The sequence below is a fragment of the Streptomyces sp. STR69 genome (genome assembly GCF_024519455.1).
Lineage (GTDB): Bacteria > Actinomycetota > Actinomycetes > Streptomycetales > Streptomycetaceae > Streptomyces.
On sequence record NZ_JALJRY010000007.1, the window covers coordinates 92,782 to 118,869 of the forward strand.

Sequence of the window (26,088 nt, forward strand, 5' to 3'; positions counted from 1 at the left end):
AGGCCTGAAACGTGGCCTCACGTTTTTGTTGGTTTGACCGTTACACTCCTTTGTCAGCCGTTGTACGACGGCGCATATGCCGCACGAATACCGATAGTGCTGTCAGGCCACTGACCACCGCCACCGCGACGATTCCCCCGTCGATCGACCACCGGTGCACGGCCAGCATTCCCTGGGCGACCAGCATGTCGACGACCACCGCGCCCGCGACCGACGCGAGAACACGGCCGTATGGATCAAGTCCGCGCAGCGCCGCCGCAATTGCCGAGGCCGGCGCGGAGAAAAGGAAGAACAGCGCGAACGGTCCGCGCAGCGGTGATCCGGAGCCGGTGAGCGCGAGTACCGCGCCGACCGCCCCGATGGTCACGGCCGCACCGGCGAAAAGCGCCGACAGGTCCCTCCCCGGTCCTGGTCGCGCCCGCTCGGTGTCGGCGGTGGATGTTCTCTTGATACCTAAGGTCTGCATTGGCGACTTTGCCCCCCAGCGCGCCGGATGCCGGGTTTCAATGTGGCGCAGCCCGACCGGGCACGTCAAGGTGCGGAAGGCGCTTGCACCGGTTCTCGTGCCCCTCCGAATAAGTGTTCCCCGGAGGCGGCTGTTGCCTCCGGGGAACAATTGATCAGGTGGGGCCGGGCAAGCGCTACGGGACGATTCTCAGCAGCTTGTTCGGCGAACCGGTGCCCGCACTGGTCACGACGTTCGAAGTGGCGCCGTTCACCAGTGCGGTGGCTACCTGGGCCGGAGTGGACGAGGTGTGGCCCGCGAGATAGACGGCGGCGGCACCCGCAACGTGCGGGGTCGCCATCGAGGTGCCCGACAGGGTGGCGGTGGCGGTGTCGCTGGTGTTGTAGCCCGCCAGGATCGAGGAGCCGGGCGCGAAGATGTCCAGCACCGCACCGTAGTTGGAGTAACTGGCCTTGGCGTCCGTGCTGGTGGTGGCGCCGACCGTGATCGCCGTGGCGACCCGGGCCGGGGAGTACGAGGAGGCGTTGGCGGCGCTGTTGCCCGCCGCGATGGCGTAAGTCACCCCGCTGGAGATGGAGTTGGCGACCGCCGTGTCGAGCGAGGTGGAGGCGCCGCCGCCGAGTGACATGTTGGCGACCGCCGGGGTGGTGTGGTTCGAGGTCACCCAGTCGATGCCCGCGATGACGCCGGCCGTCGTGCCCGAGCCGCTGTTGTCGAGCACCCGGACCGCCACGATGTTCGCCTTCTTGGCGACGCCGTACGTCGAGCCCGCGATCGTCGTGGCCACATGGGTGCCGTGGCCGTTGCCGTCGGAGGCGGTGGTGTCGCCGTCGACCGCGTCGTAGCCGTAGGAGGCACGGCCGCTGATCTGGGTGTGCGTGATCCGGACGCCGGTGTCGATGACGTACACGGTCACCCCGCTGCCCGCGCTGTCCGGGTAGGTGTACGTCCCCGAGAGCGGCAGCGCGGCCTGGTCGACGCGGTCCAGGCCCCAGGGCGCGCTGGACTGGGTGGTGTCGGTCAGGTGGACGCGCTGGTTCTGCTCCACCGCGGCGACGGCCGGGTCGGCGGCGAGTCTCGCGGCCTCGGTCGCGGTGAGGCTGGCCGTGTAGCCGTTCAGCACCGTGCCGAACGTCTTCGTGACCGTGCCGCCGTACTCCTTGACCAGCCCCTTGCCCGCGGCCGAGGACGCCTTGAGACCGGCGCTCTTCTTGAGGGTGACGATGTAGCTGCCGTCGACGGCTGTGGGGGAGCCGGCGGCCAGAACCGTGCCCGTGGCCGGGGCGGCCTGGGCGGGGAGTGCGGTGAGCCCGCCGACGAGAGCGGCGGTGGCGGCGCCGATTGTCGCGGCGAGCCGGAGCTTCTTGCTACGCAGGAGTGCCATTACGAGGGAGTCCTCCTCCAGGCGGCGCGCGCCCGGGTCCGGCGCGCGACTGTGGGGGTGCGCGCGCTGTCGCGCGCACAACCCTGGAGCGTTGCGTTCCGCACCAAGGCTGAGTAAAGAGTGGGTCATGTGCCGGTGTGGTTCAAGGGAGTTGACGGTCTGTCACGCAGCTGTCATGAACACGTAATCAATAACCCTGGCGGCGTCTCTATTGGCATGGACACTTCCCGGCAATGCGCCTGGTTGGTACGACAGTTGTGGCAGAGATCCTGCTAAGGGAGGTTCCATGAGACGTTCCCGATTTACGGCATACGTGACCTCGCTCCTCCTCGCCGCCGGACTCGCCCTCACCGGGGCGATGACGGCGCAGGCGTCCCAACTCGCCGCAGGCGGCGGCTATGTGGCCCTCGGCGACTCCTACTCCTCGGGCGTCGGCGCGGGCAGCTACGTCAGCTCCAGCGGCTCCTGCGACCGCAGCACCAAGGCCTACCCCTACCTCTGGGCAGCCGCCCACTCACCCTCGACGTTCGACTTCACCGCTTGCTCCGGCGCCCGAACGGGTGATGTTCTGGCGAGTCAACTCGGCCCGCTGAACTCGGCCACGTCCCTCGTCTCGATCTCCGTCGGCGGCAACGACGCCGGGTTCGCCGACGTCATGACGACCTGCGTCCTGCAGTCCGACAGCTCCTGCCTGACCCGGATCGCCACCGCGAAGGCATACGTCGACTCGACGCTCCCCGCCCAACTCGACAAGGTCTACTCGGCGATCAGCGCCAAGGCCCCCGCCGCTCACGTGGTCGTGGTCGGCTACCCCCGCTTCTACAAGCTCGGCACCACCTGCCTCGGCCTCTCCGCGGCCAAGCGCACCGCCATCAACGGCGCCGCCGACTACCTCGACAGCGCCCTCGCCAAGCGCGCCGCCGACCACGGCTTCACCTTCGGCGACGTACGCACCACGTTCACCGGCCACGAGATCTGCTCCGGCAGCTCCTGGCTGCACAGCCTCAACCTGCTGAACATCACCGAGTCGTACCACCCGACCGCGGCCGGCCAGTCCGGCGGCTACCTGCCGGTGTTCACCAGCGCAGCCTGACGGATCACCCGTCAGAAGGTGACGCCGAGTCCGACGCGGAGGCCCCGTCCGACGGGGTCTCCGTCAGGCAAGTCACCGAGAACGGCACCGAGTTGGACGTCGTCTTCACGGGGGTACGGACCTCGACACTGATCTCGTTGCTGAACGTCCCGCTGTTCGAGTACGTCGTCAGGAACACCCGGTCCTGCTTGGTCTTCCCGCCGCCCGCCGGGAACGAGAGAGTCTTCCAGCCGGGGTCGGAGACCGAACCGCTCTTCAGCACCCACCGGTAGGACACCTCCGCGGGCAGTTTCCCCACCGTGAAGCTCGCCGTGAAGGTCGGCGCCTTCGTGTTCGACGGCGGACAGCTCCCGGAATACTGGGTGTTGGCACCCGCCACGGACACCTGCACCGACTGCGGCGCCGACGAGGACTTGCTGGCGCTCGGACTCGGCGTCTCACTGGCGGCCGTGGTCTCGCTGCTCGCGCTGGGCGAAGTCCCGTCCGAGGGCTGGCTCTTGGGGGTACTGGTGCTCTTGCCCGCGTCGGTGTTCCCGTTGTCCCGGTTCAGCAGCGCGTACGTCAGTCCACCGATCGCCAGGGCCAGCGCGATCACACCCGCGACGATCACGACGGCCGCCCGCCGATTGCGGTGCGGTTCGTCCGCGGCCGTCGGCGTCGAGTAGGAGGTGGGCGGCGGCCCGAAGCCCTGCGGCGGCGTCCGCGAGTCCTGCTGCCCGTAGGCGTCCTGCGGGGCGCCCGCCATCGTCGGTGTGTACGGCCTCGTCGGCGCCGTGGCCGCGCGCGGCGCACCACCCGCGGCGATCAGCCGAAGATCCTGCTCCGCCTGCCCGGCCGACAGCCGCTCGGCCGGATCCTTGCGCAGCAGCCCCTCGATGACCGGGGTGAGCGGCCCCGCCAGCCGCGGTGTCGGCAACTCCTCGTCGACGATCGCGCGCAGTGTGCTCAGCGGGGTGTTCTGGCGGAACGGCGAGTGGCCCTCGACCGCCGCGTACAACAGCACACCCAGCGCCCACAGATCGGACTCGGGCCCGGGCGTGCGGCCCAACGCCCGCTCCGGAGCGAGGAATTCGGGCGAGCCGATGACCTCGCCGGTCATGGTGAGCGCCGAACTGCCCTCGACCATCGCGATGCCGAAGTCGGTCAGCACGACCCGACCGTCGTTCGACATCAGCACGTTGGCCGGTTTCACATCGCGGTGCAGCACCCCTGCGTCGTGCGCGGCCCGCAGCGCGGCGAGCACCTCGGCACCGATGTGCGCGGCCCGCTGCGGCGTCAACGGGCCCTCGGCGTCCAGGAGATCGGCCAGGGACACGCCCCGCACCAGCTCCATGACGATCCAGGGACGGCCCTCCTCCATCGCGACGTCGTACACCGTCACCACATTGCGGTTGGCGACCCGCGCCGCCGCCCACGCCTCGCGCTCCAGCCGGGCGTACATCCGCTCCACGTCACCGGAGGCCAGTCCGGCCGGCGCGCGGACCTCCTTGACGGCGACCTCGCGTTGCAACACCTCGTCGCGAGCCCGCCACACCGTTCCCATACCGCCCTCGCCGAGGGGGGACAGGAGTCGGTAGCGGTCCGCGATCACACGTTCAGTGCCCGGTTCTTCGGGCATGGGCGCTCCCCATTCGCATCCGGGCCAATTCTCCACAAACGTAGCTCAGCCGAGTGCGGATGCCGCCCCCTTGAGTACCAAACCGATGCCGAGGGCCACGACGACGAACGCCGATGCCAACGGCAGGGTCCTGCGGACCAGGACTGCCATGGGGCTGGTGGTCCAGCGGGGGCGCCGGTCCAGCACTCGGTTCATCCCTGTACCCAGCTTGACGACGGCGAATCCGGCGGCGGTGAGGGTGAGGGCGAGCCCGACGCCGTAGGCGACGACCAGCAGCAGCCCGAACCAGGCCTGCCCCAGCGCGGCGGCCCCCACGAGGACGACCACGGCGGACGGGCTCGGCACGAGACCGCCGGCGAAGCCGAGCAGGAGCGTGCCGCGCAGGGTGGGGGCGGTGGAGTGGGTGTGCGTGAAGCCGCCGTGCGTGTGTTCTACGGCGTGGTCGTGCGAGTGGCCGTGCTCGTGGTCGTGCTCATGGGGATGGGGGTGGTCATGGCCGTGATCGTGATCGTGACTGTGGTCATGGTCATGGTCGTCGTGGCTGTGCGGGTGCGGGTGGGCCTCGGTGAGCGTGTTCGTGGACCCGGCTCGGGCGTGCGTGGACGCGAGGACCAGTGAGCGCTTGGGGGACTTGGCGGTCTCGTGACTGTGACCGCCACCGTGGGGATGGGGATGGGGGTGCTCGTGCGAAGGGGCTTGTGGGCGTGGGCGGTTGCGCCAGGCTCGGCGTACGAGGTTGCCGCCCGCGAAGAGGACCAGGACACCGCTCGCGATCCCCAGCCAGGCGATCACCGAGGGCGTCGCGGCGGAGCCGGCCGTGACCAGGAGGCCCAGGGCGATCACGCCGAGGGTGTGGGTGACCGTGACCGAGGCGGCGAGGGGGAGCACGTCCTTGAGGCGGGCGCGACCGCCCCGGGCCGCCGCCGTGGCCGCCATCAGCGTCTTGCCGTGACCGGGGGCGAGCGCGTGCATCGCGCCCAGGGCGATCGCGATGAGCAGGGAGAGGGCCGCGAAGCCGACGCTGAGGTGGTGGCGGGCGACCAGGTTGTTCAGGGCCTCGGTCCAACGGTCCGCGCCGCGCGGGAGGATGGAGGACGCGGCCGAGTCCGACGGGGCCTGGTCGTCTTCGGTGAGGGCCGGGCCGCCGGGACGCGCGCGCAGCGACGCCTTCGTGATGTCGGCGGGCGAGGAGAGCAAGTCCTTGGGATAGCTGGTCAGTTCGTGCGACACCGACTTCTTCGGTACGTCCGTCCCGGTCAGCGTCATCCGGTCGGCGCGCGCGGTGATCTCCCGCCAGCCGGGCCCGGTGGTCAGGCCCGCGCTGTGGAAGCCCAGGGCGACCGTGCTGCCCTTGGGGAGCGCCGCCGTCGAACTGCACTCCACCCGAAGGGTGTTGAGCCCGGCCTGCCCGGGCCGCAGCAGCGCGGTACTGGTGCCGGGCGTGAGCGCGACCGTACGGCCGTCGACGGTGACCTTGCTGCCCTCGGCGGCCTTGTCGCACCGCTGCCGGGCCCACTCGGTCATGCCCAACTGCTTGATGTCCGGCTTGGCCTGCGTCGCCGGGATCTCCGCGAGGTCCTCGATGTGCGTGACGCGCAGGACGCCGGGGGCGACGACGAGACCGTCGTACCGGTTGACCGTGAAGTTGCCCAGCGGGTGCGCGCTCGCGGCTGCGGTGGGGACGAGCAGGAGCGCGCCGGCGGCCGTGAGGACGGCCGCGGCGGAGGCGAACAGACGGCGGACGGGCCTCACTTGGTCGCCTCCAGCGCCTTACGGGCCTTGCTCGCACCCAGCGGCGAGAAGCCCGGGTTCAGCTTCAGGGCCTTGGTCAGGTGGGCCCGGCCGTCGGCCGTGTGGCCGGTGGCGAGCTCGATCATGCCGAGGTGGTAGATGAACGAGGCGTTGTGGTAGCCGGTGGCCGTGGCCTGGCGGGCGTAGGCCAGGGCCTCCTTGTCGCGGCCGTTGACGTGCAGGGCCCAGGCCAGGGCGTCCGCCGTGTGCACGGTGTGCCGGCGGGCCCACTCGGCTCGGGCGGCCTTCAGGGCCGACTTGATGTCTCCGTGGTCGGCGGCGGCGAGCGCGGTGTCGAGGTCGGCGTTGACGCCGTTGGCGCGGGCGAGCGCGATCCAGGCGTCGACGAGGGCGTACTGGTCGTCGGCCTTCGCCTTGTCGCCCGCGGCGCCCCGGCTCTCGTACAACTCACCGAGCTCCACGAGGGGTTGGGGCAGCGGGTAGCGGGAGACGACCAGTTCCAGGCCCTTGATGGCGTCGGTGCGGTCGCCCAGGGCGGCCTGGGCGCGGGCGCGGCCCTCCAGGGCGGGGAGGTAGTTCTCGTCGGCGGCGAGGGCGCGGCCGTAGTAGTCCAGGGCGGTCTTGTAGTCGCCCTGGTTCCAGGCGAGTTGGCCGAGCGTTCCGGCCACGTACGAGATGTCGCCGGGGGAGGTGGCGGCGGCGAGCGCCTGCTCCAGCACGGTGCGGGCCGTCTTGACGTCGCCGCGCAGCTCGTGGACGTAGGCGTACCGGGTGAACACCGGGACGCCGGGCTTGCGGGCGTCGGCCAGGTCGGCGGCCTTCGACGCCTCGTCGTAGCGGCCGAGTTCGACGAGGGCGTCGATACGGGAGCACAGGGCGCGCTCGCTGTAAGGGTTCTCCTTGAGGACCTGGTCCGCGTAGGTGAGGGCCTCCGAGAACTCGTGCCGGGCGGCGGCGAGCGCGGCACGGCCCTCAAGGGCGTTCTCGTTGTTCGGCGATATCTTCAGCGACCGTGTGAAGGCGGCCTGTGCCTGCGGGTACCGGGAGGGGTCGCCCTTGGTCCTGGCCTGCTCGACATAGGCAAGACCGAGCGTCGCCCACCCGTCGAAGTCCTTGGGTTGCGTCCGGAGATGAGCCTGCAGCGCGGTGATGCTCGCGTCCAGGCTCCCGCTGGCCAACAGGTCCGGCGACACGGCACTGGAGACGGCCGCGACGCCGGTGGCACCGCTGTCCTTCGCCGCGCCGATCGCGATGGCCCCGGCGGTCATCGCCACGGCCAACAGGGCGGCGCACCCGGCGAGTTGGACGACCCGCCAGCGACGACCCGCGGCGCCGACCCGACGGACGGCGGCAACGCGTTCATCGGCAACCGCGCCGTCCGGGGTGCCGGAGTGCGGGGCGTGATCATCGTGGTCGTGGTCGTGGTCGTGCGAGTGGGGGTGGTCGTGATCGTGGGAGTGGGGATGGGGGTGGTCATGCCCAGGCGATGGGGCTGCGGCTTCGGTCGGTGCTGCTCCGGGCTCGATCGCGGCCTTGATCGCGGCCTCGGGCTCGATCTCGGGCTCGATGTCGAGGTCGGCCTCGGCGTCGGGGGCGGTCGTGCTTTCGGAGTCGGCCTCGGCTTCGGAACTGACTTCGGCTGCCTGGGAGTCGGCCTCGCGCTCAGGGCCGGTCCCGGCCTCGGCGTCGGTCTCGTCCTCCGCCCACACACGTTCCCACTCGCGTTCCCGCTCCGCCGCCACCGGCGTCTCGCCGGGCTCGCCCTCCGGCGGCTTGTTGTCGTTCTCGCGCGGGGCCATGCCGTTCCTCCATCGCCTGGGGTGGTTCAAGTGCCGTACTGCTGAGAGGTGTTGTCACGCAGGGGTGGCGCGGCCCGCACCGTGGGGGAAGAAGCTGTGCGGGCCGCGCCAGTCGGTGGGGATTTAGTACGGGCGGTGGGTCATCCGGCGGCGCCACCACGCGACGCCCGCGCCGATCAGCAGGACTCCGGCCACACCCGAGGCCGCCGACGCCGTGATCAGCATCATGTTGTTGCTGGAGGACGAGCCCGCCGGCTGCAGCGCGTCGCCCAGCTGGTTCTTGACGTCACTGCCGCTGCTCGTGCCCTTGGCGAGCGGACCGCGCGAACCCGAGGTCGGCTCGGCGATGTAGGGGAAGTACTTCTCGAAGCCCTTGTCGTTCTTGTCGACCGCGTCGCCCAAGTCGTTCTTGGAGCCGACGAGTTCACCCTCCATGACCTGGAGCGCCTCGTCGATCACGTCGTCGGTGAGCCGACGCCCGTTCGGGAAGCCCGCGTTGTCGCCGTCCAGGACACCGAGGCGCTTGGGGTGCGCGGTCGGCGGGATCGAGGTGTTGAGGCGCAGCATCTCCGACGGCTTCGCGTACGGCTGCTCCGTGTTGAGATCCTTGACGCCCGTGAGGAACACGCTGACGAGGTCGTTGCGCGGCTCCTTGGGCGCCTTGATCTTGTAGATCGACTCGATCAGCTTCGGCAGCTCCGGGTTGGTCACGTTCTTCAGGAACTGCGCGTCGTCCTTGGGCTCGGACGCGTTGAACTTGTCCTTGTCCTTCTGCGGGTTGACGACCTCGTTGACCAGCGGGTTGCCCAGGCGCGAGACCTGCGTGTAGTAGCCCCTGGCGTTCTTGCGCTGGGTCGTCGAGTAGATGCCGACGGTCGGACGGGACTTCGACTGCCGGATCAGGTCGTTCGGCACCTGGAGGGCGATCGTGTTGACGTTGTAGCCCTTGAGCGTGTCGTTGCCGACCTCGCTGAGGTTGCCGCCGTACAGCAGGTCGAAGACGCGCAGGTCGGCGAAGAACGGGTCGTCGGCCTGACCGGCGAAGGTCGCGCCGCCGTTCGCCGTCTTGTAGATCGCCTGCGAACGCAGCTTGGCGTAGTCCGGCATCGACGCGTCGCCGACGTCGGAGGGCGCCGCCGGGATGTCGTCGGCGATCTTGGTCTTGTAGACCTGCTTGCCCTTCTTGAGCTTGATCAGCTCGACGTCGTACGACTGCGTGACGTTCAGGTCGGGGTCGGTGAGGCTGGTGACCGGGCCCGTGTTGTACAGGAACGTCTTCTTGTTCTTGATCTGGGTGCTGAAGGTGTAGCGGAAGATGAAGTCGTCCAGTGCGTCACCGTTGTTGTCGATGTGCAGGTCGTACTGGGCGTCGTCCGCGAACTGGTAGAAGTTCGGGCCGCCGGCGGGCTCCTCGAACGGGATCCAGTTCGCCACGATGGTGGTGGTGTCCGGCTTGTCCGGGCTCACGAACGCGTAGAGGTCCGTGTTGTCGTACTGGGGGGTCCCCGAGATGAGGGGCGCCTCCCGGTGGGAGGAGGCCGAGGCCACTCCCGGTTCCAGCGCGGCCGTGCCGGCGGCTGCGAGCCCTCCGGCGGCGAGCGCGCCACATATGAGGGCCGCGAGCTTCCTGCGTCCCGCACCGCTCCTGGAGATAGGTGTCATGCCGTCCGTCCTCAGTGCCAACTTGCCTGACGCTCGGGGATTCGGAGCTGGTGCCGGGTCGGATTGGTCGAATCTGAAAAGTTTTTTTGGCGGACTCCAATCCGGCTCGTGACCCGCGTTTCAAGTCCGCTGATCCGTAACCCATCCTTAGAGGCATCCGCTGCGAATGCCTCGTGTGACGGGATGCGAAGTGACAGACCGCGTGCGGTCGAAGAGGAGGGGCCGCGTGCGGTCGACGAGAGGGGGACGGGTGGGAGCGGACGAACTCCTGGTGCAGGTCGCCGGAGGCGACCACCAGGCCTTCGAGGAGCTCTACGGACTGGTGTCCGGACCTGTGTTCGGACTGGTGCGCCGCGTGGTGCGCGACCCCGCGCAGTCCGAGGAGGTGTCCCAGGAGGTGCTGCTCGAACTGTGGCGGTCCGCCGCCCGCTTCGATCCCGGCCGCGGCAGCGCCCTGTCCTGGGTCCTCACCCTCGCCCACCGCCGGGCCGTCGACCGGGTGCGCAGCGCCCGCGCGGCCGTCGACCGCGAGCAGCGCGAGGCCCGCCGTTCCCACAACCCGGCCTTCGACCAGGTGACCGAGGAGGTCGAGGCAGGCCTGGAGCGCCAGTTGGTGCGCCGCTGCCTGGACCGGCTCACCGCCCTGCAGCGGCAGTCCGTGACCCTCGCCTATTACGACGGCTATACGTACCGTGAAGTGGCCGAGCGGCTCTCGCTGCCGCTGGGCACCGTCAAGACCCGTATGCGTGACGGACTCACCCGGCTGCGCGACTGCCTGGGAGGTGCCGCATGAGCGTCCTCGCCCGACTCTTCCGCCGGGGCGATCTCCACTCGCTCGCCGCCCCCTACGCCCTCGACGCCCTCGAACCCGGCGAGCGCGCCCAGTTCGAGAAGCACCTCAAGAAGTGCGAGCGCTGTGCCTTCGAGGTCCGCGGCCTGACCGAGGACGCGGTCCGCCTCGCGTGGTCCGAGGCCGCCCAGCCGCCGCCCGCGATGCGCGACCGGGTGCTGTCCGCGATACGCAACACCCCGCAGGAGCCCGGGCCGCTGCGGGAGCGCGGGCGGGAGACGCGGGAGTACACGCCCCGGCTGCCGGCCCATGTGTGGGGCGCGGAGCCGCAGGCGTCACGCGCCCGCGTGCCCCAACGGCGGCCGTTCTTCGTGCCGTTCGCCACCGCGACGGCCGCCGCGGCCCTCGTCGTGGCCTCGCTGTTCGCCGTCCAGGCGAACAGGACACAGGACAAGTTGGACGCAGCGCAGGCACAGTCGCGTGAGATCGCACACGTTCTCGCGGCTCCCGACGCCCGTGCGACCACCGGCGCGGACACCGCGGGCCGGAGCATCGGCGTGATCGCCTCCGCGTCGGAGGGGCGCGCGGTCGTCACCCTGAGCGGATACGGCGCACCGCCGAGCGGGCGAGTGCGTCAACTGTGGCTGATGCGCCCCAATGTGCAGCCGCGCTCCCTCGGGCTCTTCAAGGACGACACGCCCTTGGTCACCACCGGACTCGACAAATCAGCAACATCACTCGCAGTGACCGTCGAGCCCGACGGAGGCTCACCGCAACCCACAACGCAGCCAGTTGTCCAACTCGCCCTGAAATCGGTTGGATTCGGAGAGTAATCACGGAGGGGTCGTCAACACCCTTACGGGGAAGGTGAATCCTGAGACCTCGATACACGAGTGCCCGGTTGGGGCGATAGAGTTACCCTGCCCGGGCCGGGTGGACTCGTACGGGTGGGGAGTGACATGGAACAGATAGTGCGCAGTAGGGCAAGGGTCCCTGCGATCACGTGCGGGAGCAGCGCGACGAGTTCGCGACTCGACCGCCATCTCTCGGTGCTGGGCGGCCCCGTCGTCCCGCAGCGCGAGACGGCAGAGGCGACCTCGTTGATGCGCGAGCTCACCTCGCGCGACACCACGCAGGAACGCAGCGCCAGGGGCGCGCGAGTGAGCAGGGTCTCGCTCTTCGCACCGCTGCGCAGGCTGCGCCGTTCGCTGTTCGGCGGGCGCTGAGCAAGTCCTCGGCGTCCCCGGGGAGTTCCCGGGGGCCCGCGCTCAGGACGCCACACCGTCCCGGCGCAGTGCTGCGATCTCTGTGTCCGCCATCCCCACGGCACGTAGCAGCGCCTCGGTGTGCTCCCCGAGCGCGGGCACGTCACCCATCCGCGCCTCGCCTCCGCCCGGCAAGGTGATGGGTGGCAGCAGCGCCCGCAACGGCCCGACCGGCGAACCCACTTCCCGCCACCGCTCCCGGGCCGCCAACTGCGGGTGCTCCGCCACCTCTTGTACGTTTCTGAGGCGCGCGCAGGCCACGCCCGCGCGCTCCAGCCGCAGCACGGCCTCGTCGGTGGCCAGCCCACCCAGCACCGCACCGACGAGGGCGTCCGTGCGCTCCCGGTTCACCACCCGCGCCGCGTTGGTCGCGAAGTCGGGGTCGGTCCCCAACTCGGGCCTCCGGACGACCTGTTCGGCCAGTCGCCGCCACTCCCGGTCGTTCTGCACCGCGAGCAGCACCTGCCCGCCGTCCGCCGTGGGATAGACGTCGTACGGCGCGATGACAGCGTGCGCAAGACCCGTGCGCGCCGGGGGAGTTCCGCCGTGCATCGTGTGATGCAGCGGATGCCCCATCCACTCCACGACCGCGTCCAGCATCGAGACCTCGACGGGCCCGCCCCGCCCGGTGGTTCCGCGCCGCACCAGCGCCGCGAGCGCACCGGAGAACGCGTACATCCCCGCCGCGATGTCGGCGACCGGGATGCCCGCCTTCACCGGCCGCTCCGGCGTCCCGGTCACCGACACCAGCCCCGCCTCGCACTGCACGAGCATGTCGTAGGCCCGCTTGTCCGCGTACGGCCCCGACGCCCCGTACCCCGAGATGTCCACGGCGACCAGCCGGGGATGCGCCGCACACAGCGTCGCCGCGTCCAGCCCGAGCCGGGCCGCCGCCCCGTGCGCGAGGTTCTGCACGAACACGTCCGCGTCCGCGACCAGCCGCCGTACGACGTCCAGCCCGCGCGGGTCCTTCAGGTTGAGCGCGATCGACTCCTTGCCCCGGTTGCACCACACGAAGTGCGAGGCCAGACCGCCCGCGGCGGTGTCGTAGCCGCGCGCGAAGTCACCGCCGTCGATCCGCTCGACCTTGATCACCCGGGCGCCCAGATCGGCGAGCTGACGGGTGGCGAAGGGGGCGGCGACGGCCTGTTCGACGGCGACGACGGTGACGCCCTCAAGGGGCAGCGGCAGAGGCTCCATGCGGGCGATCATGACCCGCGCCCCGCATCTTTGTCATGCGGGGAGCTCAGCCCTCGCCGCGTGCGTACCGGCGTACGGCGAGCGGCGCGAACACGGCGATCAGTGCCGCGCACCACAGCAGCGACCCGGCGATCGGATGGGCCACCGGCCAGGCGGCGCCCTCGGGCACGGGCGAGTTGCCGAACAGGTACCGCAGGGCCGTGGTCACCGCGCTGATCGGGTTCCACTCGGCCATTGCGCGCAGCCAGCCCGGCAGCCGGTCGGTCGGGATGTACGCGTTGGACAGCAGCGGCAGCATGAAGGTCGCGCTGCCGAGCTGCCCGGCCGCCTCCTCGCTGCGGGAGGCGAGCCCGAGCAGGATGCCGACCCAGGCGCAGGCGAACCGGAAGAGCAGCAACAGGCCGACAGCGGCGGCGGCTTGGGCCACCGACCCCTCGACCCGCCACCCCACCGCGAGCCCGACCAGCAGGAACGGCACGGTCCCGGCCGCCGTGACGACCAGATCGGCGGTCGCCTGCCCGAGCGGTACGGCGGCCCTGCTCATCGGCAGGGTGCGGAAGCGGTCGCTCACGCCCCGGTGCGAGTCCTGGGCGGCCTGGAACATGCCGGTCATGATGCCGTTGGCGGCGGTCGCGACCAGCAACCCCGGTACCAGGTAGGAGCGGTAGGCGTCACCCGGCATCGCCAGCGCGCTGCCGAAGACGTACCCGAAGAACAGCAGCATCGTGATCGGCATGGTCTGGGTGAGGATCACCAGCGCCGGACTGTTCCGCACCCGCCGCAGTTGCCGGCCGAGCATCGCACCGCCGTCGTACGCCAATGTGCTCATGCCGCTTGCTCCTTACGGTCCGTCAGCCGGAGGAACACGTCGTCGAGGGTCGGTGGCCGCAGGCTCGCGTCGAGCAACGGCACGCCCGCCGCGTCGAGTTCGCGGACCAGCCGGGGCAGGGTGAGCGTCGGGTCGCCGCTGACCGCGCCGACGGTGTTCCGCTCGTGGTCGAACGACGGCTCGGCGCCCGTGAGTCGGTCGAGGACACCGGCCGCCTTCGCCAGCGCGTCCGCATGCGCGACGACGACCTCGGCGTAAGTGCCGACGAGTGCCTTGAGTTGGGACGGCGAGCCGCTGTGCGCGACCCGCCCCCGGTCCACCAGGGCGATGTCGTCGGCCAGTTGGTCGGCCTCCTCCAGGTACTGCGTGGTCAGCAGCACGGTCGTACCCTCCCTCTTCAAGTCCCTTACGGCGTCCCAGATCTGATTCCGGCTGGCCGGGTCGAGGCCGGTCGTCGGTTCGTCCAGGAACAGCACCTCGGGGCGTCGTATGAGACTCGCCGCCAGGTCGAGGCGGCGGCGCATCCCGCCGGAGTAGGTGGACGCGGCGCGGTCGGCGGCCTCCGTCAGACCGAACCGGTCCAGCAGCTCACCGGCCCGCTCGGCCGGCCCCCGCACCCGGTGCAGCCGCGCGAAGAGGCGCAGGTTCTGCCGGCCGGTGAGGTCGCCGTCGACCGACGCGTACTGCCCGGTGACGCCGATCCGGCGCCGTACGGCCGAAGCCTCCCGGACCAGATCGTGCCCGGCGATCCGCGCGGAGCCCGCGTCGGGGCGCAGCAGTGTGGTGAGCAGTCGGACGGCCGTGGTCTTGCCCGCGCCGTTGGGTCCGAGAACCCCGCAGACCGTGCCCCGCGCCACCGCCAGGTCCAGCCCGCGCAGGGCGTGCACAGCGCCGAAGCGCTTCTCCAGACCTTCACTAAGTACAGCGTACGTAGTAGTCATGGGGTGACCATAGCGCACTACGTACGGTGTACGTAACTAGGATGGTGGTCGAGGTGATGATCAATGGCGGACCGAGCGGCCGTACCCGAAGTGATCTGGGCGCGCCCCGAACGTGCGGGGCGGGGGCCCAAGCCCGCGTACAGCCGCGCGGACATCGCGGCGGCGGCGGTGCGGATCGCCGACGGCGGGGGGCTGGACGCGGTGTCCATGCGCCATGTCGCGGCCGAGCTGGGCTGCGGCACGATGTCGCTCTACAACTACGTCCCCCGCAAGGAGGACCTGCACGAGCTGATGGTTGACGCGGTCAGCGGGGAGCACGAGGAGTGGGAGCCGTCGGGGGACTGGCGGGCCGACATGATCCGGGTCGCCCATCAGACGAGGACGCTGATGCATCGGCATCCCTGGCTGCCGCGGTTGATGTCACCGGTGTACGGCTTCAGCCCGAACGCGCTGCGGTATCTGGAGCGCTGCCTTGCCTGTCTCGACCCGGTAGAGGCGACGTACGGCACGAAGATGCAACTCGTGGGGCTGCTCAACGGAGTTGTGACGATGTATGTGAGCAACGAGTTGGCGACTGCCGAGCGGTCCAGGTCCTTGCCGTGGTCGGAGGAGCAGGAGAACGCGGTGCGGATCGCGTACCTGGGGAGTCAGATCGCCGGCGGGGCGTATCCGCGGATGGCGGCGGCGTTCATGGAGGATCCGGGGCCCATCGATCTGGACGCGGTGTTCGACATGGCGCTGGGGAAGGTCCTGGACGCCTTCGATCCCGAACGGGATCAGAGCAGCGCGAACTGACCTTCCGGGCCCTCCTCGTGGTGGTCCAGGACCGATGCGGGGTGGTGTGTCCACTCCGGTGCCGGTAGGACGCCCGCCCTGCGCAGCTCCGTCGCCGTGATCCGAGCGGTGACCTCCAACTCGGCCTGCTGCGGCCTGAGTTCCGCCAGCAATGCCAACACCGTGATCAGCTCCAGCAGTTCCGACGTCCACGTCTGCTGCCAGGTCGCCGGGCGGATCGCGGCCAGTGAGCCCGGGGCGGCGGTCTCCGACGTCCGGGACGTGAACCACTCCTCCAGGACACGTACTCCGCTCACCTCGAAGTCCCAGGACTCGGGCGGCACCGGGGAGATACGGCCCTCGTCGAGGTGGAGGGTCTCCTCGTCGCGGTCGTAGTGGAGGGTGAGGGGGAGGGATGGCAGCGGGGCGCGGACGTAGGGGCGTCGGCCGCCGGGGAGTTTGGGGCGGTCGCCGTTGCGGCGCATCAGCCAGAGGACGCGGTGGCCCAACCCGACTCCGCGTGCCCAGAGTTCGGGGTCCCGGGTCAGGGGTACGGCCGGTCCGGGGCGGGCCGTGGCCACGGTCCAGGCGAGGACGTCCGCGGGGGTGGGGGAGTGGCCGAGGTGGGTCGCGAGGTGGTCGAGCAGGCCCGGTGCCAGGTTCGGTTCCGTGCCGCCCGGGCGGCGGTACAGGGGGCGGACGCGGCCGGGGCGGAGCAGGGGGAGGACCGAGGACGCGAGCAGGGGCGGGCCGGGGGTGCCCGCCACGGGCGGCGTCTCCACCACGAAGACCTGCTGCTCGTCCGCCACCCGCCACAACTCCGGCCGGGCCACGTCGATCAGGCGGTGGTCGGGGATCAGCCACTGTTCGTCGAAGGGGGCGTGCAGCACGCGGATCGGGTCCGGGGAGGGTCCCGTGGCGCGGATGAGTTTTTCCGTGCCGCTGGACTGGCCCGGGAGCTGGGTCACCGCCGAGTGGAGGGTGCGGGACCGGGTCGGCTCGAACAGGGTTTCCCGGTCCGGGACTTCGGCCTTCAGCAGGGTGTCCCAGCGGGTTTTCAGGGTTGCCGGGTCGGGTGCCGTCGGCCACCCCCGGCCGAGCCGGATCGGTGCGACGGACCACGGCATGAGGTCCGCGAGCAACGGAGCGTCGTCGTGCGTCACGCTCGGCATCGTACGACGACCTCAGTTCGCCGCGTCGAGCGTGACCGAGAAGGAGAAACGGTCTCCCCGGTAGTGGATGACCGCCACGTCCAGCACCCTGCCCCGGCTGTCGTAGGTGATGCCCGTGTAGTGCAGGATCGGGCTGAGGAGCGGGACTTGGAGGAGGCGGGCGGTCTCCGGGTCGGCGAGGCGGGCCTCCACCGTGTCCGTGATGCGGCTGATGTCCGCGCCGACGATGTCCCGCAGTACCTTGGTCATCGGCCAGCGGATCAGGTCGTCCGGGTCGAGGCGGCCGGCCAGTTCGGGGCGGATGTGGTTGCGGGCGTGGTTCGTGGGTTCGCCGGTCTTCTCGTCGCCGCGGAGGCGGTGATACGCCGCCACCTCGGTCAAGTCCGGGAAGTGCCCGGCCAGTTCGGGCGGCACCCGCACCGCACCATGGTCCAGGAGTTCGGTCGTCATGCCGGACTGCTGGGCCACGATCGCGTCGACCGAGCCCAACAGCCGTACCGGCGTGGCCCGTCGGACGTCCGGTTCGATGAACGTGCCCCGGCGGCGGTGCCTGGTGATCAGGCCCTCGTCCTCCAGCTCCTTCAGCGCCTGGCGCATGGTGAGCACACTGACGCCGTAGTGCCCCGCGAGCTGCTCCTCCGTGGGCAGCCGCAGCGGGTCCTGGGGCGAGCGGCCGAGTATCGAGGCGCGCAGGGACTGCGACACCTGGTACCAGAGCGGCAGCTTGCGGTTCAGGACGATCGAATCCGGGGCGAAGGAGGTCACGGGGCCATCCGTACCGGTAGGGAGGGATCAGTGCAAGGGCCGTGGGGCGGTGGGGAATTGTCAGTGCGTGGGGCGGAAGTGGCGTTGCAGCCCCCGCCAGACGTCGTCGTAGTCCTGCTGGAGGTGGTCGGCGTGCGCCGCCTGGGCCGTGGCTGTCACCGGCCAGCGGGTCTCGAACATGAACGCCAGGCCGTCGTCGATCTTCTGCGGCCGCAGCTCCGCCGCGCTGGCGCGCTCGAAGGTCTCCCGGTCCGGCCCGTGCGCCGACATCATGTTGTGCAGCGAACCGCCCCCGGGCACGAAGCCCTCCGCCTTGGCGTCGTAGGCGCCCTCGATGAGCCCCATGTACTCGCTCATCACGTTCCGGTGGAAGTACGGCGGCCGGAACGTGTCCTCGCCCACCAGCCAGCGCGGGGCGAAGACGACGAAGTCCACGCCGGCCAGGCCCGGGGTGTCCGACGGCGACGTCAGCACGGTGAAGATCGACGGGTCGGGGTGGTCGTAGGAGATGGAGCCGAGCACATTGAAACGGCGCAGGTCATAGGCGTACGGCACATGGTTGCCGTGCCAGGCGACGACATCGAGGGGCGAGTGGTCGTAGGTCGCCGTCCAGAGGTTGCCGCAGAACTTGTTCACCACCTCGACCGGGCCCTCGACGTCCTCGTACGAGGCGACGGGCGCCCTGAAGTCCCGGGCGTTGGCGAGTCCGTTGGCGCCGATCGGGCCGAGGTCGGGGAGTTGGAAGGGCGCCCCATAGTTCTCGCACACATATCCGCGGGCTGAAGCATCCAGCAGCTCCACACGGAAGCGCACCCCACGAGGGATCAACGCCACATGTCCCGGCTCCACATGGAGGAGCCCGAACTCCGTGCGCAGCAGCAGTCCGCCGCGCTCCGGGACGATCAGCAGCTCGCCGTCCGCGTCGCTGAAGACCCGCTCCATGGAGGCGTCGGCGTGGTACAGGTGCACGGCCATGCCGGTGCGCCGGGTCGCGTCGCCGTTGCCGCCCAGGGTCCACAGGCCGGCCAGGAAGTCGGTGCCGGGCGCGGGTGCGGGCAGCGGGTTCCAGCGCAGCCGGTTCGGATCGGCCACCGACTCCGTGAAGGGCGCCGTACGGATCCCGCCGTTGTCGGCGCGGGTGAAGGGCGGGTGCGCGGCCGAGGGGTGGATGCGGTACAGCCACGAGCGGCGGTTGTGCGCCCTCGGCTCGGTGAACGCCGAACCGCTGAGCTGCTCGGCGTAGAGGCCGAGGGGGGCGCGCTGCGGGGCGTTGCGGCCCTCGGGCAGTGCGCCCGGCACCGCCTCCGAGCCGTGTTCATTCCCGAAACCGGTGAGGTAGGTCAGTCCCTCGGCGGTCTTGCGGACTCCCGCACGCTCGAACCCGCTCGCGCGGGAGGTACCCCCATCGCTCATCTCTGCTCCTCGCCATCCGCGCCATCTGATTCCTATGCATCACCGTAGGATTGCGGTTTCGAGCGCGCAAGGGGACGGCGAAGGTCCGGGAGAAATCCGACCTTCGGAGGCGAAGAACCAGCCTCAAGGGGGATCCGGCTGTCAGACCGGTGTTCTAGTCTCCCCGGCATGTCGTGGTCGCGCGCACTTCTCACCGCGCTCGCGGTCTGTGCCCTGCTGCTGGCCGGATCGGCGGGCTGTGGTTCCGGTGATGCCCAGGGTCGGAAGGGGCACGGGGTGTCGCCGTCCCCGGTGGGCAAGGTGCTCGACGACACGGACGAGCAGGGCCGGCACTATCGCGAGGTGGGCAAGAAGGGCGCGCCGGAGGTCGGTATCGAGGTGGAGCCCGACGCCTCCGACGACAGCTGGGACGTCCGGCTGACCGTCCACGACTTCCGTTTCTCGCCCGCCGGCGCGAAGCCGGTCGCGGTCGCGGGCCGCGGCACCGTCCGCCTCCTCGTGGACGGCCGTACCGTCGCGCGGCTCCGCGTCCCCGAGTACCGGCTCGCGGGCGACCTCGTCCCGCACGGCACCCACCACGTCACCGCGCGCCTCTACGCCGACGACGGCACCGTGTGGGCCGTACACGGCAAGCCGGTGGAGAGTACGGCGGACATCACGGAGTCGGCGGCGCAGGCCACGCCCGACGGCAGCAAGACACCTGGTTCCGCATCGACGCCGGGGTCCGAATGAGTGCTATGGGCACCCAGTTCCGTACTGAGGTGCGAGCTTCTCCTGACGGCGGCGGAAAGGCATCATGAAGCCCGTGCCCCAGACGACATCGCTCCGCCGCGCGCCCGTGCAGCGGCGCAGCGCCGAACGGCTGACCAGGATTCTCGACGCCTGCGCCGACCTCCTCGACGAGGTCGGCTACGACGCGCTGAGCACCCGGGCCGTGGCCGTGCGCGCCGGTGTCCCCATCGGCTCGGTCTACCGCTTCTTCGGGAACAAACGCGCGATGGCCGACGCCCTCGCCCAGCGGAACCTGGAGCGCTACACGGACCGCGTCACCGAACGCCTCAAGGAGACCGGCGGCGGGGGAGGGTGGCGGGCGGCGGTGGACGCCGTCCTGGACGAGTACATCGCCATGAAGCGCACCGCGCCCGGCTTCTCCCTCGTCGACTTCGGCAACCAGATCCCGATCGGCTCGGGCCACGCGGAACCCAACCACCGCGTCGCCGACCGCCTCACCGACCTGCTGTCCGGCTATCTCTCGCGCGAACCCGACGAAGACCTCCGCCGCACGTTCCTCATCGCCGTGGAGACCGCCGACTCCCTCGTCCATCTCGCCTTCCGGGTCGCTCCGGAGGGCGACGAGAAGGTCATCGAGGAGACACGGGAGCTGTTGCGGGCCTATCTGGCGCGCGTACTGGACTGAGCGGCGGCCGACCGGCCGTGTCCAGCGGATATCCGACCTCACCCCGGCATCCCCTCGCCACCGTGCATACCGGTCGGTATGCTCACCGCCAAGAGGCAACGTCGCCCATGGGAGGCCCTGTGTCCCGCACCGCTCTGCGTATCTGCCCCCTGTGCGAAGCCACCTGCGGGCTGACCCTCACCATCGAGGGCACCCGGGTGACCGGCGCCCGAGGCGATCGCGACGACGTGTTCAGCAAGGGGTTCATCTGCCCCAAGGGCGCCTCCTTCGGCGCCGTCGACGGCGACCCCGACCGGCTGCGCACCCCCCTCGTCCGCCGGGACGGCGAGCTGCGCGAGGCCACCTGGGAAGAGGCCTTCGACGCGGTCGCGGCAGGCCTGCGCCCGGTCGTCGAGCGCCACGGCCCGCACGCCGTCGGTGTCGTCCTCGGCAACCCCAACGTGCACACCATGGCCGGCGCCCTCTACCCGCAGGTCCTGCTCGGCGCCCTCGGTACCCGCAGCGTCTTCACCGCCTCCACGGTCGACCAGATGCCCAAGCACGTCTCCTGCGGCCTGCTCTACGGCGACGCCAACGCGATCCCGGTACCCGACCTCGACCACACCGACCATCTGCTCCTCATCGGCGCCAACCCCCTTGAGTCCAACGGGAGTCTGTGCACCGCCGCCGACTTCCCCGGCAAGCTCAAGGCGCTCAAGGCCCGCGGCGGCACCCTCACCGTCATCGACCCGCGCCGCACCCGCACCGCCAAGCTCGCCGACCGGCACATCGCGGTCCGCCCGGGTACCGACGCCCTGCTGCTCGCGGCGATGACGTACGTCCTCTTCGATGAACACCTCGTGGATCTGGGGGAGTTGGCCCCGCATGTGCAGGGTGTCGACGAAGTCCGGGAGCAGGTACAGGACTTCACTCCGGAGGCCGTGGCGGAAGCGTGCGATGTGGACGCCGCCGAGATCCGCGCCCTCGCCCGGGAGCTCGCCGCCGCCCCAACTGCCGCCGTCTACGGCCGGATCGGCAGCTGCACCGTCCCGCACGGCACCCTCGCCAGCTGGCTCGTCGACGTCCTCAACATCCTCACCGGCAACCTCGACCGGCCCGGCGGCGCCCTCTTCCCGCAGGCCGCCACCGACCGGACACCTCGGCCCGCCGGACCCGGCCGCGGCTTCGCGCTCGGGCGCTGGCACTCACGGGTGAGCCAATACCCGGAGGCCAAGGGCGAGTTGCCGCTCTCCGCGCTCGCCGAGGAGATCGACACCGCGACCGTCGAGGGCGAACCGATCCGCGCGCTGATCGCCGTCGCCGCCAACCCCGTGCTCTCCGCACCGGACGGCACCCGCCTCGACAAGGCCCTCGACTCGCTCGACTTCATGGTCAGCGTCGACCCCTACCTCAACGAGACCGCACGCCACGCCGACGTGGTACTTCCGCCGCCCCCGCCCTCCCAGAGCCCGCACCACGACTTCGCGTTCAACACCCTCGCCGTCCGCAACCAGGTCCGCTACTCCCGCCCCGCGATCCCGCTGGAGCCCGGCCGGATGGCCGAGACCGAGATCCTGGCCCGGCTGATCCTCGCCGCGACCGGCATGCACGGTGCCGACCCGGCCGCCGTCGACACGATGGTCATCGACCAGACCCTCGGCAAGGCCGTCACCGATCCCAACTCGCCCGTCCACGGCCGCGATCCGGGCGAGGTCGCCGACCGACTCACCGGCGACACCGGCCCCGAGCGCCGGCTCGACATGATGCTGCGCCTGGGCCCCTACGGCGACGGCTTCGGCGTACGACCGGACGGGCTGTCCCTCCAGCAGTTGCTCGCGCATCCGCACGGCATCGACCTGGGGCCGCTCGCCTCCCGGCTGCCGCAGCCGCTGAAGACCCGGAGCGGGAAGGTGGAACTGCTGCCGCAGCCGATCGTCGACGACCTGCCCCGGCTCCGCCAGGCCATGAGCGAGCGCGCGGACGGACTCGTCCTCGTCGGCCGCCGCCACCTCCGCTCCAACAACAGCTGGATGCACAACGTCCCCGCCCTCACCGGCGGCACCAACCGCTGCACCCTGCACATCCACCCCGAGGACGCCGAGCGGCTGGGTGTGGTCGACGGAGCGCCGGTCCGGGTGAAGGGCGCCGGGGGAGAGGTGACCGCCCCCGCCGAGATCACGGACGGCCTGCGGCGGGGTGTGGTGAGCCTCCCGCACGGCTGGGGACACGACCGCCCCGGCACCCGGCTCACCCATGCCGCGACCGATCCGGGCGTCAACGTGAACCAGCTGCTCGACGGCAGTCTCCTCGACCCGCTGTCGGGCAACGCGGTGCTCAACGGAGTGCCCGTGGAGGTCGCCGCACTCATCGCACCGCTGTGACCTGGAGTTTTGCGCTTATTGCTCGCGCGTCAACATCTTGTTAACGCCGCTCTGCGCGACCTAACGTCATCGGACCGCCGCCCCTGGTGGGAGTTCAAAGGCGAACGTTAGGTGTTCCACTCATGCTGACCATCCTCGGCTTCACCATGATCGCGACCTTCCTGGTCCTGATCATGCTGAAGAAGATGTCGCCGATCGCGGCGCTCGTCCTGATACCGGCGCTGTTCTGCGTCTTCGTCGGAAAGGGCGCCAAGCTCGGCGACTACGTCATCGACGGCGTCACCAGCCTCGCGCCCACCGCGGCGATGCTCATGTTCGCGATCGTCTACTTCGGTGTGATGATCGACGTCGGTCTCTTCGACCCGATCGTCCGGGGGATCCTGAAGTTCTGCAAGGCAGACCCCTTGCGCATCGTGGTCGGTACCGCGGTCCTCGCCGCGATCGTCTCCCTGGACGGCGACGGCTCGACCACCTTCATGATCACCGTCTCGGCGATGTACCCGCTGTACAAACGCCTCAAGATGAGCCTGGTCGTGATGACCGGTGTCGCCGCGATGGCCAACGGCGTGATGAACACGCTGCCTTGGGGCGGCCCGACCGCCCGCGCCGCCACCGCCCTCAAGCTCAACGCCGGCGACATCTTCGTCCCGATGATCCCGGCCCTCGCCGTGGGCCTGCTGGGCGTGTTCGTCCTCGCCTACGTCCTCGGCCGCCGCGAGCGCAAGCGGCTCGGGGTCCTGACGCTGGACGAGGTGCTTGTCGAGGAGCCCGTCGAGTCGGAGACGGTTCTCGTGGGCGCGGGCGGCGGCGAGGGCAACAAGCGGACGCGGACCGGCGGTTCGGGCTCCGGCACGGACGCCGACGCCGAACTGCCCGACGAGGACGAGGGATTCCAGGGCCTCGACCCCGACCGCCCGACCCTGCGCCCCAAGCTCTACTGGTTCAACGCGCTGCTCACGGTCACCCTGCTCACCGCCATGATCATGGAGTGGCTGCCGATCCCGGTCCTCTTCCTGCTCGGCGCCGCACTCGCCCTGACCGTCAACTTCCCCCACATGCCCGACCAGAGGGCCCGCCTCGGCGCCCACGCGGAGAACGTCCTCAACGTCTCCGGCATGGTCTTCGCCGCCGCCGTCTTCACCGGCGTCCTCCAGGGCACCGGCATGGTCGACCACATGGCGACCTGGCTGGTCGGCAACATCCCCGACGGCATGGGCCCGCACATGGCCTTCGTCACCGGCGTGCTCAGCATCCCGCTCACGTACTTCATGTCGAACGACGGCTTCTACTTCGGCATCCTCCCCGTGCTCGCCGAGGCGGGCCAGGCGCACGGCGTCTCCTCCCTGGAGATCGCCCGTGCCTCCCTGGTCGGCCAGCCGCTGCACATGTCGAGCCCGCTCGTGCCCGCCGTGTACGTCCTGGTCGGCATGGCCAAGGTGGAGTTCGGCGACCACACACGGTTCGTGGTCAAGTGGGCGGCCCTGACATCGCTCGTCGTCCTCGGGGCAGGAATCCTGTTCGGCATCATCTGACCCACATGACAAGGGACTTGACCATGGCGCCCGGCAGGAACCGCGGCTGGCTGCTCCGCCTCGTCATCGCCTTCGGCTTCGCGCAGGCGGCGGTGTCGATGGCCCGCCCCGCCGTTTCCTACCGGGCCCTCGCCCTCGGCGCCGACGAGCGGGCGATCGGCGTCATCGCGGGCGTGTACGCGCTGCTCCCGCTGTTCGCCGCCGTACCGCTCGGCCGCCGCACCGACCACGGCCGCTGCGCACCCCTGCTGCCCGTCGGCGTGCTCCTTATCGCCGGCGGCTGCGCACTGAGCGGACTCGCCAACTCCCTCTGGGCGATGGCGATGTGGAGCGGGGTGATGGGTCTGGGCCATCTCTGCTTCGTGATCGGCGCCCAGTCGCTGGTCGCCCGCCAGTCCGCACCGCACGAACAGGACCGCAACTTCGGCCACTTCACCATCGGCGCCTCCCTCGGCCAACTCGTCGGCCCCATCGCTGCGGGCGCCCTGATCGGCGGCCCCGACATGGCCGGCACCAGCGCCCTCGCCCTGCTCGTCGCGGGCGCGGGCGCCGCCGTGTCGTTCACGTCCCTGTGGCGCATCGAGGACCGTACGGCCGTCAAGTCCCGTACAGCACAAGGCAATCGCGTGCCCATGCGGAGCATCCTCGGCGCCCGGGGCGTGCCCGGGGGCATCTTCGTCAGCCTCTCCGTGCTGTCCGCGACCGACATCCTCACCGCCTACCTCCCGGTGGTCGGCGAACACCGGGGCATCGCGCCCTCGGTGATCGGCGTGCTGCTCAGCATCCGCGCGGCGGCCACCATCGCCTGCCGCCTGGTCCTCACCCCACTCCTCCAACTCCTCGGCCGGGCCGCCCTGTTGACCGCGACCTGCCTCCTCGCGGGCGTCCTGTGCGCGGGCATCGCCCTGCCGGTACCGGTGTGGGCCGTCGGCCTGATGCTCGCCGTCCTCGGCTTCTGTCTCGGCGTCGGCCAGCCCCTCTCCATGACGACCGTCGTCCAGGCGGCCCCGGACGACGCCCGCTCCACCGCCCTCGCGCTGCGCCTCACCGGCAACCGGCTCGGCCAGGTCGCCGCGCCCGCCGCCGCGGGTCTCGTCGCCGGAGTCGCGGGCGTGGCCGCACCGTTCGTGATGCTCGGCGCGCTGCTGATGCTCTCGGCGGGAGCCGCGCTGCGGTCGCCGGGCGGTGCCGCCCGGGAGCGGACGGCGCCCGGCGGCGTGCGGCGCGGGCGGCAGTCCTTGAGCCGGAAGGGCGATATCTAGCGATATCTGACGGCGCGTACGGCGCTGCGCACACATTCGGCGGGCCGGATGTGAAAGGGAATCAGGCTAAAGAGTAATTCGTACGATAATCGCCTGATTCGGAGGGCTGTTCATGCCGACCTCATTCCTGCCCCGTCGAGCCGCCGCCTGGACGGTCCTGGCCGCCGCGGCGACCGTCGTCTCGGGCGCGCCCGTCGCCGTCGCCGCCGGTGACAACGGAGACGTCAAGATCCACGAGGTGGGCACGGCCTTCACCGACCAGAGCAACCAGCCGAAGGTGTGCGACTTCTACCTCGACGCGTTCAACTTCGACACGGTGCAGCAGGTCACCTGGTCCATCGAGACCCAGCCGCCGGTGCTGGGCGGCGCGACCCGTTCCGGCTCCATCACGCTCACCAGCGGCACCGGCCACACGATGCCCGTCGCGACGCTGCCGAACGGCAAGTACAAGCTGACCTGGAACTTCGTCGGCGAGAACGGCAAGGCCAAGCAGAAGGTCTTCAAGGTCGACTGCCCGACACCACCGCCCGGCGGCGGTCCGGGCGGTGGCACCGGTGGCACCGGTGGCGGCACCGGCGGTCCCAACGGCGGTCC

General features: G+C 70.6%; 23 protein-coding genes. 11 read left to right on the forward strand and 12 right to left on the reverse strand.

Translation table 11 applies throughout. From position 1 onward, the window contains the following. Positions 1-40: 40 nt before the first annotated feature. Together OC490_RS14630 and OC490_RS14635 are read right to left on the reverse strand one after the other, a co-directional pair. Positions 41-367 carry a hypothetical protein gene (locus OC490_RS14630; RefSeq protein ID WP_262058348.1) on the reverse strand — a complete coding sequence of 109 codons (327 nt, stop codon included), beginning with the start codon at positions 365-367 and terminating at the stop codon, positions 41-43. A gap of 274 nt (positions 368-641) precedes the next feature. Continuing rightward, positions 642-1,850 (reverse strand): S8 family peptidase, encoded by a 1,209-nt coding sequence (locus OC490_RS14635; RefSeq protein WP_262058349.1) that lies wholly within the window; start codon positions 1,848-1,850, stop codon positions 642-644. A gap of 286 nt (positions 1,851-2,136) precedes the next feature. On the opposite strand from OC490_RS14635, the gene OC490_RS14640 reads away from it, so the two are divergent. Continuing rightward, positions 2,137-2,943: an SGNH/GDSL hydrolase family protein gene (locus OC490_RS14640; RefSeq protein ID WP_262058350.1), complete on the forward strand. Its 807-nt coding sequence runs from the start codon at positions 2,137-2,139 to the stop codon at positions 2,941-2,943. A gap of 4 nt (positions 2,944-2,947) precedes the next feature. Here the strand turns inward: OC490_RS14640 and OC490_RS14645 are convergent, their stop codons facing one another. The 4 genes from OC490_RS14645 to OC490_RS14660 form a co-directional block, all read right to left on the reverse strand. Continuing rightward, positions 2,948-4,561, reverse strand: a complete 1,614-nt coding sequence (locus OC490_RS14645; RefSeq protein WP_262058351.1) for a serine/threonine-protein kinase — start codon at positions 4,559-4,561, stop codon at positions 2,948-2,950. 45 nt (positions 4,562-4,606) lie between these two features. Then, positions 4,607-6,313, reverse strand: coding sequence for a sulfite exporter TauE/SafE family protein (locus tag OC490_RS14650; RefSeq protein ID WP_262058352.1), 1,707 nt, complete (start codon positions 6,311-6,313; stop codon positions 4,607-4,609). Continuing rightward, entirely contained in the window at positions 6,310-8,112 is a 1,803-nt protein-coding gene (locus OC490_RS14655) for a tetratricopeptide repeat protein (RefSeq protein WP_262058353.1), read from the reverse strand. Before OC490_RS14655 ends, OC490_RS14650 begins: the two co-directional genes overlap by 4 nt. Before the next feature lie 123 nt (positions 8,113-8,235). After that, complete coding sequence (locus OC490_RS14660) at positions 8,236-9,774, reverse strand: DUF4331 domain-containing protein (RefSeq protein ID WP_262058354.1); 1,539 nt, start codon at positions 9,772-9,774, stop codon at positions 8,236-8,238. Between the two features lie 250 nt (positions 9,775-10,024). Between OC490_RS14660 and OC490_RS14665 the strand changes: the two genes are divergently transcribed. The 3 genes from OC490_RS14665 (at position 10,025) to OC490_RS14675 (ending at position 11,790) form a co-directional block, all read left to right on the forward strand. Further along, positions 10,025-10,567 (forward strand): sigma-70 family RNA polymerase sigma factor, encoded by a 543-nt coding sequence (locus OC490_RS14665; RefSeq protein ID WP_262058636.1) that lies wholly within the window; start codon positions 10,025-10,027, stop codon positions 10,565-10,567. Then, positions 10,564-11,397, forward strand: coding sequence for an anti-sigma factor (locus tag OC490_RS14670; RefSeq protein ID WP_262058355.1), 834 nt, complete (start codon positions 10,564-10,566; stop codon positions 11,395-11,397). Before OC490_RS14665 ends, OC490_RS14670 begins: the two co-directional genes overlap by 4 nt. 126 nt (positions 11,398-11,523) lie before the next feature. Beyond that, entirely contained in the window at positions 11,524-11,790 is a 267-nt protein-coding gene (locus tag OC490_RS14675) for a hypothetical protein (RefSeq protein WP_019066227.1), read from the forward strand. Between the two features lie 42 nt (positions 11,791-11,832). On the opposite strand, the gene OC490_RS14680 is transcribed toward OC490_RS14675, so the two are convergent. Genes OC490_RS14680 through OC490_RS14690 form a run of 3 tightly spaced genes read right to left on the reverse strand, consistent with a single transcriptional unit; the run spans position 11,833 to position 14,799 of the window. After that, positions 11,833-13,041, reverse strand: coding sequence for a CaiB/BaiF CoA transferase family protein (locus tag OC490_RS14680; RefSeq protein WP_410098625.1), 1,209 nt, complete (start codon positions 13,039-13,041; stop codon positions 11,833-11,835). Positions 13,042-13,075: 34 nt separating this feature from the next. Then, positions 13,076-13,858 carry an ABC transporter permease gene (locus OC490_RS14685; RefSeq protein WP_262058357.1) on the reverse strand — a complete coding sequence of 261 codons (783 nt, stop codon included), beginning with the start codon at positions 13,856-13,858 and terminating at the stop codon, positions 13,076-13,078. Beyond that, a complete protein-coding gene (locus OC490_RS14690) occupies positions 13,855-14,799 on the reverse strand; it encodes an ATP-binding cassette domain-containing protein (RefSeq protein ID WP_262058358.1) in 945 nt (314 codons plus the stop codon). Before OC490_RS14690 ends, OC490_RS14685 begins: the two co-directional genes overlap by 4 nt. A 63-nt stretch (positions 14,800-14,862) precedes the next feature. Here OC490_RS14690 and OC490_RS14695 point away from each other — a divergent pair, with 63 nt between their 5' ends. Continuing rightward, a complete protein-coding gene (locus tag OC490_RS14695; RefSeq protein ID WP_262058359.1) occupies positions 14,863-15,594 on the forward strand; it encodes a TetR/AcrR family transcriptional regulator in 732 nt (243 codons plus the stop codon). Here the strand turns inward: OC490_RS14695 and OC490_RS14700 are convergent. The 3 genes from OC490_RS14700 to hmgA are packed head-to-tail and all read right to left on the reverse strand — an operon-like array spanning position 15,576 to position 18,923. Further along, positions 15,576-16,745, reverse strand: a complete 1,170-nt coding sequence (locus tag OC490_RS14700; protein ID WP_262058360.1) for a type ISP restriction/modification enzyme — start codon at positions 16,743-16,745, stop codon at positions 15,576-15,578. The two genes, OC490_RS14695 and OC490_RS14700, sit on opposite strands and share 19 nt — an antisense overlap. 12 nt (positions 16,746-16,757) lie before the next feature. After that, positions 16,758-17,510 carry a GntR family transcriptional regulator gene (locus OC490_RS14705; protein ID WP_262058361.1) on the reverse strand — a complete coding sequence of 251 codons (753 nt, stop codon included), beginning with the start codon at positions 17,508-17,510 and terminating at the stop codon, positions 16,758-16,760. 60 nt (positions 17,511-17,570) lie between these two features. Continuing rightward, positions 17,571-18,923 carry a homogentisate 1,2-dioxygenase gene (gene hmgA, locus OC490_RS14710; RefSeq protein ID WP_262058362.1) on the reverse strand — a complete coding sequence of 451 codons (1,353 nt, stop codon included), beginning with the start codon at positions 18,921-18,923 and terminating at the stop codon, positions 17,571-17,573. Positions 18,924-19,091: 168 nt separating this feature from the next. Here hmgA and OC490_RS14715 point away from each other — a divergent pair, with 168 nt between their 5' ends. The 6 genes from OC490_RS14715 to OC490_RS14740 form a co-directional block, all read left to right on the forward strand. Next, positions 19,092-19,655: a hypothetical protein gene (locus OC490_RS14715; protein WP_262058363.1), complete on the forward strand. Its 564-nt coding sequence runs from the start codon at positions 19,092-19,094 to the stop codon at positions 19,653-19,655. Between the two features lie 64 nt (positions 19,656-19,719). Then, positions 19,720-20,340: a TetR/AcrR family transcriptional regulator gene (locus OC490_RS14720; protein ID WP_262058364.1), complete on the forward strand. Its 621-nt coding sequence runs from the start codon at positions 19,720-19,722 to the stop codon at positions 20,338-20,340. A 119-nt stretch (positions 20,341-20,459) separates the two neighbouring features. Then, complete coding sequence (locus OC490_RS14725; protein ID WP_262058365.1) at positions 20,460-22,700, forward strand: molybdopterin oxidoreductase family protein; 2,241 nt, start codon at positions 20,460-20,462, stop codon at positions 22,698-22,700. A gap of 122 nt (positions 22,701-22,822) precedes the next feature. Continuing rightward, entirely contained in the window at positions 22,823-24,232 is a 1,410-nt protein-coding gene (locus OC490_RS14730) for a CitMHS family transporter (protein ID WP_262058366.1), read from the forward strand. A gap of 23 nt (positions 24,233-24,255) precedes the next feature. After that, positions 24,256-25,494 (forward strand): MFS transporter, encoded by a 1,239-nt coding sequence (locus OC490_RS14735; protein ID WP_262058367.1) that lies wholly within the window; start codon positions 24,256-24,258, stop codon positions 25,492-25,494. A gap of 112 nt (positions 25,495-25,606) precedes the next feature. After that, the coding region (locus tag OC490_RS14740) for a hypothetical protein (RefSeq protein WP_262058368.1) at positions 25,607-26,088 on the forward strand (482 nt) is incomplete at its 3' end.

Excerpts from the sequence above, each read along its gene's own strand:
- OC490_RS14635 (WP_262058349.1), bottom strand. The coding sequence starts at position 1,850 with ATGGCACTCCTGCGTAGCAAGAAGCTCCGGCTCGCCGCGACAATCGGC.
- OC490_RS14640 (WP_262058350.1), top strand. The coding sequence starts at position 2,137 with ATGAGACGTTCCCGATTTACGGCATACGTGACCTCGCTCCTCCTCGCC.
- OC490_RS14645 (WP_262058351.1), bottom strand. The coding sequence starts at position 4,561 with ATGCCCGAAGAACCGGGCACTGAACGTGTGATCGCGGACCGCTACCGA.
- OC490_RS14655 (WP_262058353.1), bottom strand. The coding sequence starts at position 8,112 with ATGGCCCCGCGCGAGAACGACAACAAGCCGCCGGAGGGCGAGCCCGGC.
- OC490_RS14660 (WP_262058354.1), bottom strand. The coding sequence starts at position 9,774 with ATGACACCTATCTCCAGGAGCGGTGCGGGACGCAGGAAGCTCGCGGCC.
- OC490_RS14670 (WP_262058355.1), top strand. The coding sequence starts at position 10,564 with ATGAGCGTCCTCGCCCGACTCTTCCGCCGGGGCGATCTCCACTCGCTC.
- OC490_RS14675 (WP_019066227.1), top strand. The coding sequence starts at position 11,524 with ATGGAACAGATAGTGCGCAGTAGGGCAAGGGTCCCTGCGATCACGTGC.
- OC490_RS14680 (WP_410098625.1), bottom strand. The coding sequence starts at position 13,041 with ATGATCGCCCGCATGGAGCCTCTGCCGCTGCCCCTTGAGGGCGTCACC.
- OC490_RS14685 (WP_262058357.1), bottom strand. The coding sequence starts at position 13,858 with ATGAGCACATTGGCGTACGACGGCGGTGCGATGCTCGGCCGGCAACTG.
- OC490_RS14690 (WP_262058358.1), bottom strand. The coding sequence starts at position 14,799 with ATGACTACTACGTACGCTGTACTTAGTGAAGGTCTGGAGAAGCGCTTC.
- OC490_RS14695 (WP_262058359.1), top strand. The coding sequence starts at position 14,863 with ATGGCGGACCGAGCGGCCGTACCCGAAGTGATCTGGGCGCGCCCCGAA.
- OC490_RS14700 (WP_262058360.1), bottom strand. The coding sequence starts at position 16,745 with ATGCCGAGCGTGACGCACGACGACGCTCCGTTGCTCGCGGACCTCATG.
- hmgA (WP_262058362.1), bottom strand. The coding sequence starts at position 18,923 with ATGAGCGATGGGGGTACCTCCCGCGCGAGCGGGTTCGAGCGTGCGGGA.
- OC490_RS14715 (WP_262058363.1), top strand. The coding sequence starts at position 19,092 with ATGTCGTGGTCGCGCGCACTTCTCACCGCGCTCGCGGTCTGTGCCCTG.
- OC490_RS14720 (WP_262058364.1), top strand. The coding sequence starts at position 19,720 with ATGAAGCCCGTGCCCCAGACGACATCGCTCCGCCGCGCGCCCGTGCAG.
- OC490_RS14730 (WP_262058366.1), top strand. The coding sequence starts at position 22,823 with ATGCTGACCATCCTCGGCTTCACCATGATCGCGACCTTCCTGGTCCTG.
- OC490_RS14735 (WP_262058367.1), top strand. The coding sequence starts at position 24,256 with ATGGCGCCCGGCAGGAACCGCGGCTGGCTGCTCCGCCTCGTCATCGCC.